Source organism: Angustibacter aerolatus, assembly GCF_054776675.1.
Genome location: NZ_BAAHBM010000111.1, coordinates 1 through 8,970, shown reverse-complemented (window position 1 = coordinate 8,970; position 8,970 = coordinate 1). Strand labels below are relative to the sequence as shown.

The window sequence follows — 8,970 nt, the reverse complement described above, 5'->3', positions numbered from 1 at the left end:
GCACGTCCTCGGTCTCGACGACGCGCCGCCCGTGCCACGCGGCGTGCGCGACGGCGGTGCGCGCGGTGACCAGGTCGGCGCGCATCCCGTCGACGCCGAACGCGGCGCAGACCTCGGCGACCTCGCGCAGCGCGGCGTCGGTCAGCAGCACCTCGGGCAGCAGCCGCCGGGCGCCGGCGACCCGCTCGGCGAGCTCGACCTCGTCGGCGGCGAAGCGCTCGGCGAACGCGGCCGGGTCGGCCTCGAACGCCAGCCGCCGCCGCACCACCTCGACGCGGACGGCGGGGTCGCGGCTGGCCGCCACCTCGACGGTCAGGCCGAAGCGGTCGAGCAGCTGCGGGCGCAGCTCGCCCTCCTCGGGGTTCATGGTGCCGACGAGCACGAAGCGCGCGGCGTGGGAGGCCGACACGCCCTCGCGCTCGACCGTCGAGCGGCCCATCGCGGCGGCGTCGAGCAGCACGTCGACCAGGTGGTCGCCCAGCAGGTTGACCTCGTCGACGTAGAGCAGGCCGCGGTGGGCGGCGGCCAGCAGCCCCGGCTCGTACGCCGCGACGCCCTGGGCCAGTGCGCGCTCGAGGTGCAGCGAGCCGAGCACGCGGTCCTCGGTGGCGCCGACCGGCAGCTCGACGAGGCGGGCCGGCCGCTCGTGCGCACCCGCTGCCCGGCTCAGGTCGTGCGGGCCGTCGGGGCAGGCGGGGTCGGGGTCGGCCGGGTCGCACGAGAACCGGCAGCCGTCCACCACGGCCACCGGTGGCAGCAGGGCGGCGAGCGCCCGCACCATCGTCGACTTGGCGGTGCCCTTCTCGCCGCGCACGAGCACCCCGCCGACAGCGGGCGACACGGCGCTCAGCAGCAGCGCCAGGCGCAGGTCGTCGGCGCCGACGACGGCGGTGAAGGGGTACGTGGGGCTGGCAGGCATGCGGGTCCTGTTCGCTCAGCGGGTCCGCGCCCGCTGCCGGTCGGTGGCCGCCCGACCGGCGCGCGCAGGGCACGCCGACGGGGCGGACGACGGCCGATGTCCTGACTCCCCGAGCGTGCTCGGGTCACAGTGGCGGGACCGTCCCGGACTCGCACCGGGTTCCTCTGCCGACGTCGCAGCCATCCTGGCACAGCGCGCGGACAGCCCGTCCTGCCGCGCCGGCCGACCGGCTCAGGGCACCTGGAGGCGCAGGATCCGGTCGTCGCCGCGGCGCGGCGTGCCGTTGGCGTCCCGGTTCGAGGTGCCCACCCACAGCCCGTTCGCCGACGAGCGGGCGACCGCGCGCAGCCGCCCGTAGGTGCCGGTGAGGTAGGCGACCGGGGTGCCGGCGGAGGCGCCGCGCAGGGGCACCCGGTAGAGCCGGGTGCCGGTGACCGCCCCGATGTACGCCGCACCGTGCACGATCGCGATGCCGGACGGGCCGCCCGCCGACGTCCGCCACACCGCCTTCGGGCCGACGAACCTGCTGTCGTCGCTGCGGCCCTCGACCGTGGGCCAGCCGTAGTTCTTCCCCTTGCTGATGACGTTCAGCTCGTCCCACGCGTTGTTGCCGAACTCGGTCGCCCACAGCCGGCCGTCGGCGTCGAACGCCAGCCCCTGCGGGTTGCGGTGGCCGACGCTCCACACGTACGAGCCGAACGGGTTGCTCGTCGGACGCCGGCCGTCGGGGTGCATCCGCAGCACCTTGCCGGCGAGCGACCCGCGCCGCTGGGCGAGCGCGCTGTCGCCGGAGTCGCCGGTCGACACGTACAGCATCCCCTTGGGGCTGAACGCCAGCCCGCCGCCGTTGTGCCGGCTGCCGCGCGGGATGCCCGACAGCAGCAGGTGCGTGCCACCCAGCCGGCCCCCGGCGTACTGCATCCGGACGACGCGGTTGTCGCGGGCGGTGGAGTAGTACGCGTAGACCCAGTGGTCCTTCGAGAACGACGGCGACAGCGCCAGCCCGAGCAGACCGCCCTCGCCGCCCGAGGTGACGGCGACCCGGCCGACCTGGCGCACCCGCCCGCCGCGCGGCGCCACCAGCGACACCACGCCGGTGTCGCGCTGCGAGACCAGCGCACCCGAGCCGTCGGGCAGCGGCGCGACGTTCCACGGCACGTCCAGACCGGTCGCCACGGTGCGCGTGACCCGCACCGCCGGGGCGGCACCGTCCGCCACCGTCGGGGCGAGCAGCCCACCGAGGACCAGGCCGGGCACCGCGAGCAGCGTCGCGGCCGTGCGCCGTCGGACCGTGGAACGCGTGGACCTCGTGGACCTCGTGGACGTCGTCGTCGACATGCTGGCCACCATAGGCCGGGTTCGCGGCCAGGTGCCCGGATCGTGGCAGGCCGCTCAGGCGCGGCCGTCGCCGTCTCGGGTGCCGCCGGCCACCAGGCCCTGTGCGAGCACGACGAGCAACCGCGAGAGCTGGGTCCGCTGACGCGGGCCCAGCGGGGCGAGCACCTCGTGCAGCGTGCGGACGTGGTCGTCCGTCGCCTCGTCGACCACCCGCCGGCCGTCGGGCGTGAGCTCGACGAACCAGCCCCGGCCGTCGGCGGGGTTGCGCTGCCGCCGCACGAGACCCAGGTCGCGCAGTCGGTCGATGCGGTTCGTCATCGCCGCGGGCGACAGCAGCACGGCCTCGGCCAACCGGCTCGGGGTGAGGGCGTACGGCGCGCCCGAGCGGCGCAGCGTCGCCAGCACGTCGTACTCCCCGCGGTTCACCCCGTGCCGGCTCAGCGTGGCCGCGATCGCCCGCTCGACCAGGGCGCCGGCCCGACCGAGCCGGCCGAGCACCGCCATCGGCGCCACGTCGAGGTCGGGTCGCTCGACGGCCCACTGGTCGAGCATGCGGCGCACCGGCTCGTCGACATCGGTCACCGAAGAAGTTTGACACCGAAGTTCCTCGACGGCCGTGCTCTTCGACGTCGAACTACTTCAGGAGGATCCGATGTCGCACAGCCCGTCCACCGCAGAGCGCAACGCCATTGCCGTCCGCGAGCTCTACGCGGCCTTGAGCCGCGGCGACCTGCCCGCCGCCGCCGCGTCACTCGCCCCGGACGCCCGGCTGCACGTGCCCGGCCGCGGCCCGAACACCGGTACCTACTCCGGCCCCGACGGCGTGCTGGAGTTCGTCGGCCGGGCGTCGGCGGCGACCGAGGGGACGCTGCGGCTGGACGTGCACCGCGTGCTGGCCGACGACGAGGTCGCGGTGGCGCTCGTCACCTACACCGCCACCAGGCCCGGCGTCGACGTCCAGCTCACCAACCACCTGGCGCACGTCTGCGCGATGCGCGACGGGCAGGTCGTCGAGTCGTGGTTCCACACCCGCGACCAGTACGAGGTCGACGCGTTCTGGAACGCCTGATCACGGCTCGTCGGGGCCCTCGAGGTCGCCCTCGGCGTCGAGCACGGCGTCCTGCAGCGCCTGCAGCGCCTCGGGCGACGGCGCGGCCCACAGCCCGCGCTGGGCCGCCTCGAGCAGCCGCTCGGCCACGCCCTTGCGCGCCCAGGGGTTCGAGCGGCGCATGAACTCCGCGACGCCCGGGTCCTGCACGTACTCGCGGGTGAGCGTCTCGTACATCCAGTCGTCGACGACCCCGGCGGTGGCGTCGTACCCGAAGAGGTAGTCGACGGTGGCGGCCATCTCGAACGCGCCCTTGTACCCGTGCCGCTGCATCGCGGCGATCCAGCGCGGGTTGACGACGCGCGAGCGGAAGACCCGCTTGGTCTCCTCCTCCAGCGTCCGCGTTCGCACCTGGTCGGGCACCGCCGAGTCGCCGACGTACGCCGCGACGTCGCCGCCGGTCAGGTGCCGCACCATCGCGACCATCCCGCCGTGGTACTGGAAGTAGTCGTCGCTGTCGACGATGTCGTGCTCGCGGGTGTCCTGGTTCTTGGCGGCGACCTGCATCCGCGCGTAGGTGCGCTCCATGTCGCCGCGGGCCTCGGCGCCGTCGAGCCCGCGACCGTAGGCGTACCCGCCCCACACCGCGTAGACCTCGGCGAGGTCGGCGTCCGAGCGCCACGACCGCGAGTCGACCAGCGGCAGCAGGCCCGCGCCGTACGCCCCGGGCTTGGAGCCGAAGACGCGGGCGGTCGCGCGGCGCTCGCTGACGCCGTCTGCCAGGTCGGCGCCGACGTGCGCCCGCACGTAGTTGTCGGACGCCGGCTCGTCGAGCGCCGCCACCATCCGCACCGCGTCGTCGAGCATGGTCACCACGTGCGGGAACGCCTCGCGGAAGAAGCCCGAGATGCGGATCGTGACGTCGACCCGGGGCCGGCCGAGCTCGGCGAGCGGCACGACGGCGAGGCCGGTGAGGCGGCGCGAGGCGTCGTCCCACGTCGGGCGCACGCCCAGCAGCCACAGCAGCTCGGCGACGTCGTCGCCCTGGGTGCGCATGCAGGCGGTGCCCCACACCGACAGGCCGACCGAGCGCGGCCACTCCCCCGTGTCGTGGCGGTGCCGCGCGAGCAGCGACTCGGCGAGCGCGACGCCGGTGTCCCAGCTGTTGCGCGACGGCACGGCGCGCGGGTCGACGGCGTAGAAGTTGCGGCCGGTCGGCAGCACGTTGACCAGGCCGCGGGTCGGCGACCCCGACGGCCCGGCCGGCACGAAGCCGCCGTCGAGAGCGTGCAGCACGTTGCCGACCTCGTCGGTGGTGCGGCCCAGCCGCGGCACCAGCTCGGTCGCCCCGAAGTCGAGCACCCGCACCACGTCGGGCACCTTCTCGCCCAGCACCTCGACGCAGACGTCGGCCGCGCGGTCGGCCACCCAGTCGAGCTGCTCCATCCGCTCGACCAGCGCGCGGCAGAGCTGCTCGAGCAGGTCGACGACGTCGGACGCCGAGCGGCTCGGTCCCTCGACCAGCGCCGTCAGCCGCTGCGCCGCAACCTGTTCGACGGCGGCGCCGGGCTCGGCGAGCAGCACCGCCTCGTCGAGACCGGCCCACGCCGCCACGGTGCTGCGCAGGCCGGGCAGCGCCTGCGCCCGGCCGCCCCACACCTGGGACGCCCGCAGCACCGCGAGCACCAGGTTGACCCGCGGCTCGCCGACCGGTCCCTGGCCCAGCACGTGCAGCCCGTCGCGGATCTGCACGTCCTTGATCTCGCAGAGGTACCCGTCGACGTGCAGCACGAAGTCGTCGAAGCCGTCGTCGTCGGGCGCGGCGTCGAGGTGCAGGTCGTGGTGCAGCTGCGCGGCCTGGATCGTCGTCCAGATCTGCTGGCGCAGCGCGGGCACCTTGTCGGGGTCGAGCGCCTGCACCGTGGCGTACTCGTCGAGCAGCTGCTCGAGCCGCGCCATCTCGCCGTACGTCTCGGCCCGCGCCATCGGCGGCACGAGGTGGTCGACGACCGTGGCGTGCGCGCGGCGCTTGGCCTGCGTGCCCTCGCCCGGGTCGTTCACGATGAACGGGTAGACCATCGGCAGGTTGCCGAGCACGGCGTCGGGCGCGCAGCCCGCCGACAGCCCGATCCCCTTGCCCGGCAACCACTCCAGCGTGCCGTGCTTGCCCAGGTGCACCACGGCGTGCGCCCCGAAGCCGCCGTCGGACGGCGGTGCCTCGAGCCAGCGGTACGCGGCGAGGTAGTGGTGCGAGGGGGCCATGTCGGGGTCGTGGTAGATCGCGACCGGGTTCTCGCCGAACCCGCGCGGCGGCTGGATCATCAGCACCAGGTTGCCGAACTGCAACGCGGCCAGGGCGATCGCCGGCTCGTCGCCCGACTCGTCCACGTACAGCGAGCCCGGCGCCTCGCCCCAGGCCTGCGTCATGGCCTCGCGCAGCTCGGCGGGCACCCGGCCGAACCAGCGCCGGTACGTCGCGCCCGGCACCTTCGCCACGGCGTTCGCCAGCTGCTCGTCGGTGAGCCACTCGGTGTCGTGCCCGCCGGCGGCGATGAGCGCGTGCACCAGCTCGTCGCCGGTCCCGTCGAACCCGTCGCCGACGTCGTACCCCGCGCGGCGCAGCTCGTCGAGCAGCACGACCGCGCTGGCCGGGGTGTCGAGCCCGACGGCGTTGCCGATGCGCGCGTGCTTGGTCGGGTACGACGACAGCACCAGCGCGATCCGCCGCCGGGCGACCGGCACGTGCCGCAGCCGGCCGTGCGCGACCGCCAGCCCGGCCAGCCGTGCGCAGCGCTCGGGGTCGGGCACGTAGACCGGCACCGGGCCGCCCTCGCCGGCGTCGAGCTCCTTGAAGGAGAACGGCACGCCGATCAGCCGCCCGTCGAACTCAGGGATCGCGACCTGCGTCGTCGCGTCGAGCGGGCTCAGCGCCGCGTCGGAGGCGTCCCACGCCGCGCGCGACGACGTCAGCGCCAGGCCCTGCAGCAGCGGCACGTCGAGCGTGCCCAGCGCCCCGGCGTCCCACGCGTCGTCGTCGCCCCCCGCGCTCGCGTCGGCCGCGACCGTGCCGCCGGCCGCCAGCACCGTCGTGACCAGCACGTCGCACGACCCGAGCACCGCCAGCAGGTCGGCCGCGTCGCCCCCCGACGTGTCCTGGTGGCGCAGCCCGCGCAGGGAGCCGCAGAACACCGGCACCGGTTCGCCCCCGGCCGCCAGCACCGCCTCGCACAGCCCCTCGACGAACGCCGTGTTGCCGCTCAGCTCGTGCGCCCGGTAGTAGACGACGCCGACCCGCGGCGCCCCGGCGTCCGGCTCGCGGGACGGCTGCCACACGTGCACCCCGTGCTGCGGCATGGCGCGCGGCGGTTCGAAGCCCTCGCCGTCGAGCAGCACCGTGTCGGCCAGGAACGCCGCCAGCTCCCGCAGGTTGTCGACGCCGCCCTCGACGAGGTAGGCCAGCGCCTGCGTCACGACACCGGCCGGCACGGTCGAGAGCGCCTGCAGCGCGGCGTCCGCGGCGTTCTCCCCGCTGACCACCACGGTCGGCAACCCGCTCGCGAGCACCGCGTCGAGGCCCTCGGGCCAGGCCTGTCGCCCACCGAGCAGCCGCACGACCACGAGGTCGGCCGGGTCGGCTCCGCCGAGCACGGCCGGCACCTCGCTCGCGTCGACCCGGGCGGGGTTCCCCACCCGCCAGCGCCCGGTGCGGTGCGCGGCGAGCAGGTCGGTGTCGGACGTCGAGAGCAGCAGCAGCCGCGGCACGGGATTCCCATCTCGGGGTCGCTCGCCCCGGGGTCGGCAGGCACGACGGCCGCAGTCTCTGGCTCACCGGCTCGCGAGGAGCCGGCTCACAGTGGCGGGACCGCCCCGGGCTCGCACCGGGTTCCTGCCGCGCCGTCGTCGTGCCCCGGACCCTACCGGGCCGGGCTACTGCCTCGGCCTCGTGCCGCGAGCCACGTGAAGTCGGCTGCGGCACCGTCCGGGTGGCGTGCACGCCCGTGGAACGGTGCGACGACCCCTCGAGGCGTCGGCCGACGGGCTCGGTGGCCCCGGCGGGCGTCAGGCGCCGGGCGGCAGCAGCGGCAGGCCGGACGGCGCGCCGTGCTCGACCAGCCGCAGCAGCGCCGCGGTGTCGAGGGCGTCCTCGACGGCGACGGCGAGCGCGTCGACCATGCCCTCGCGGCGGGCGGCGAACCCCGGCCCGGGCGCGGGCACGAAGCGCCGGTCGGCCTGCGCGACGGCGGCCACCAGCCACGCCCGGCGGAACCCGTCGTGCTCGAGGGCGCCGTGCCAGGTGGTGCCCCACACCGACCCGAGCCGCCACCCGTCGAGGAACGGCTCGGCCTCCGCGGCCCGCGGGTCGGCCGCGTCGAGCGAGGTGACGCCGTGGTGGATCTCGTAGGCGGTGACCGGCTCGCCGCGCCACGCCCCCTGCGGCCGGCCCAGGTGCTTGTCGCGGTCGAACCGCACCGTGGTCGGCAGCAGGCCGAGGCCGTCGACCCGGCCGGCGCCCGACTCGATCTCGTCGTCGATGCTCGCGGCCAGCATCTGGTGACCACCGCAGACGCCCAGCACCGGTCGACCGGCAGCGGCGTGCGCGGAGACGGCGGCCGCGATCCCGTTGCGCCGCAACCACTCGAGGTCGCTCACGGTCGACCGGCTGCCCGGCAGCACCACGACGTCGCTCGCCGCGACCACGTCCGGGTCGGCGGTCACGGTCACCGTGACGCCCGGTTCGAGGGCGAGGGCGTCGACGTCGGTGGCGTTCGACACCCGCGGCAGCCGCACCACCGCGACGCTCAGCCGGTCGCCCGCGGCCGGCGCCGCCGCCTCACCCCGCCAGCCGGCGATCGCCAGCGCGTCCTCGGCGTCCGACCACGCACCGGGCAGCCACGGCAGCACGCCCAGCACCGGGCGCCCGGTCACCTGCTCGAGCCGGTCGAGCCCGGGTCGCAGCAACCCGACGTCGCCGCGGAACTTGTTCACCACCCAGCCCGCCACCAGCGCCTGGTCGTCGGCGTCGAGCAGCGCGAGCGTGCCGAACATCGCCGCCAGCACCCCGCCGCGGTCGATGTCACCCACCACGACCGCCGGCATCCGCGCGTGCCGCGCCAGGCCCATGTTCACGTAGTCGCCGGCCCGCAGGTTGACCTCGGCGGGACTGCCCGCGCCCTCGCACACCACGACGTCGAACCGCGACCGCAGCTCGTCGAACGCCGCCCAGGCGGCGGTGGCCAGTGCACGGCGTCCGGTCGCGAACTCGCCCGCCTGCAGCTCGCCCCACGGCTGCCCCATGAGCACCGCGTGGCTGCGGCGGTCGCTGCCGGGCTTGAGCAGCACCGGGTTCATCGCGACCTCGGGCTCGGCGCGCGCCGCCACCGCCTGCAGCCACTGGGCCCGCCCGATCTCGCCGCCGTCCGCCGTGACCATCGAGTTGTTGCTCATGTTCTGCGCCTTGTACGGCGCGACCCGCAGCCCCTGCCGGGCGAACCAGCGGCACAGGCCGGTGGTGACCAGGCTCTTGCCGGCGTCGGACGTCGTGCCGGCGACCAGCAGCGCGCCGGTCACCGGCGGCCGACCGCGAGCGCCACGCCGACGCCGAGCCCTGCGGCGGCGACGTCGACGCCGCCGGCGAGCCGGACGGCGGGGGCCAGGTCGCGCACGC

General features: G+C 75.8%; 6 protein-coding genes and 2 riboswitches. Of the genes, 1 reads left to right on the top strand and 5 read right to left on the bottom strand.

What is annotated here, in order from left to right; translation table 11 throughout:
- The 3 genes from ACYVI6_RS16920 to ACYVI6_RS16910 form a co-directional block, all read right to left on the bottom strand.
- A partial coding sequence (locus tag ACYVI6_RS16920; RefSeq protein WP_460447486.1) for an ATP-binding protein occupies positions 1-919 on the bottom strand: 919 nt, incomplete at its 3' end.
- Positions 920-1,004: 85 nt separating this feature from the next.
- A riboswitch (adenosylcobalamin (AdoCbl) riboswitch) is annotated at positions 1,005-1,094 on the bottom strand.
- 56 nt (positions 1,095-1,150) lie between these two features.
- The gene (locus ACYVI6_RS16915; protein ID WP_460447485.1) at positions 1,151-2,176 is read right to left on the bottom strand and encodes a PQQ-dependent sugar dehydrogenase; all 1,026 of its coding nucleotides are present in this window, start codon (positions 2,174-2,176) and stop codon (positions 1,151-1,153) included.
- A gap of 135 nt (positions 2,177-2,311) precedes the next feature.
- Complete coding sequence (locus tag ACYVI6_RS16910) at positions 2,312-2,839, bottom strand: MarR family winged helix-turn-helix transcriptional regulator (RefSeq protein ID WP_460447484.1); 528 nt, start codon at positions 2,837-2,839, stop codon at positions 2,312-2,314.
- A 70-nt stretch (positions 2,840-2,909) separates the two neighbouring features.
- On the opposite strand from ACYVI6_RS16910, the gene ACYVI6_RS16905 reads away from it, so the two are divergent.
- Positions 2,910-3,326, top strand: coding sequence for a nuclear transport factor 2 family protein (locus ACYVI6_RS16905; protein ID WP_460447483.1), 417 nt, complete (start codon positions 2,910-2,912; stop codon positions 3,324-3,326).
- Here ACYVI6_RS16905 and cobN read toward each other — a convergent pair whose 3' ends face one another.
- Positions 3,327-7,067: a cobaltochelatase subunit CobN gene (gene cobN / locus ACYVI6_RS16900; protein ID WP_460447482.1), complete on the bottom strand. Its 3,741-nt coding sequence runs from the start codon at positions 7,065-7,067 to the stop codon at positions 3,327-3,329. It abuts the gene before it with no gap.
- 52 nt (positions 7,068-7,119) lie between these two features.
- Positions 7,120-7,194: riboswitch (cobalamin riboswitch) on the bottom strand.
- A gap of 170 nt (positions 7,195-7,364) precedes the next feature.
- Entirely contained in the window at positions 7,365-8,873 is a 1,509-nt protein-coding gene (locus ACYVI6_RS16895; protein ID WP_460447481.1) for a cobyric acid synthase, read from the bottom strand.
- Between the last annotated feature and the right edge of the window lie 97 nt (positions 8,874-8,970).

Coding starts and splice junctions, on each gene's coding strand:
- ACYVI6_RS16905 (WP_460447483.1), top strand. CDS start 2,910: ATGTCGCACAGCCCGTCCACCGCAGAGCGCAACGCCATTGCCGTCCGC.